Below are 545 nucleotides of genomic sequence, written 5' to 3' on the forward strand. Positions count from 1 at the left end.
ACTGTGTCCTGGCAAGTGCTCACATCAATTACCTGATCAAATAGAGCAATGACTGTTTGGGAGCGGATCCTGACGGTGGGAAAGCCGGGTCTGTCGCTCAGTTGGTGAGCGCGCATCCCTTGCCCTTGGGTAAAGAGCGGGGTGAGGTCGGCCGACCGGCGTGTTCTATTCCTGGGAGCAGTTACACACGACCGGGTCTGTAGCTCAGTTGGTTAGAGCGCACCCCTGATAAGGGTGAGGTCGGCAGTTCGAGTCTGCCCAGACCCACCATTCTTCTCGCTCCGTTGGTTAGAGTGCACCCCCCTGGGGTGAAATAAAGAAGAGGGTGAGGTTGCCGGGGTCCTTCGAGTCTGCCCAGGCCCACCAATTTTAGCCAAAGCTGCGTTATTTTGTGACTCGCATAGTAGGTGCCACGTCACAAAATGCCTTGCTTTGACCAAAATACCCTTTCGCACCGAGGTGTTGCTAAAAGGGGCCTTAGCTCAGCTGGGAGAGCGCCTGCCTTGCACGCAGGAGGTCAGCGGTTCGATCCCGCTAGGCTCCAC

The 545-nt window shown here is 56.7% G+C and carries 2 tRNA genes; both read left to right on the forward strand.

Annotated features, from left to right (window positions below):
* The first annotated feature begins 193 nt into the window (after nucleotides 1-193).
* Nucleotides 194-270 (forward strand) — tRNA-Ile (locus ACPF7Z_RS19440).
* A gap of 201 nt (nucleotides 271-471) precedes the next feature.
* Nucleotides 472-544 (forward strand) — tRNA-Ala (locus ACPF7Z_RS19445).
* Nucleotide 545: the final 1 nt, after the last annotated feature.

Source organism: Halomonas sp. GXIMD04776 (genome assembly GCF_049808615.1).
In the GTDB taxonomy this organism is placed as follows: Bacteria; Pseudomonadota; Gammaproteobacteria; order Pseudomonadales; family Halomonadaceae; genus Modicisalibacter.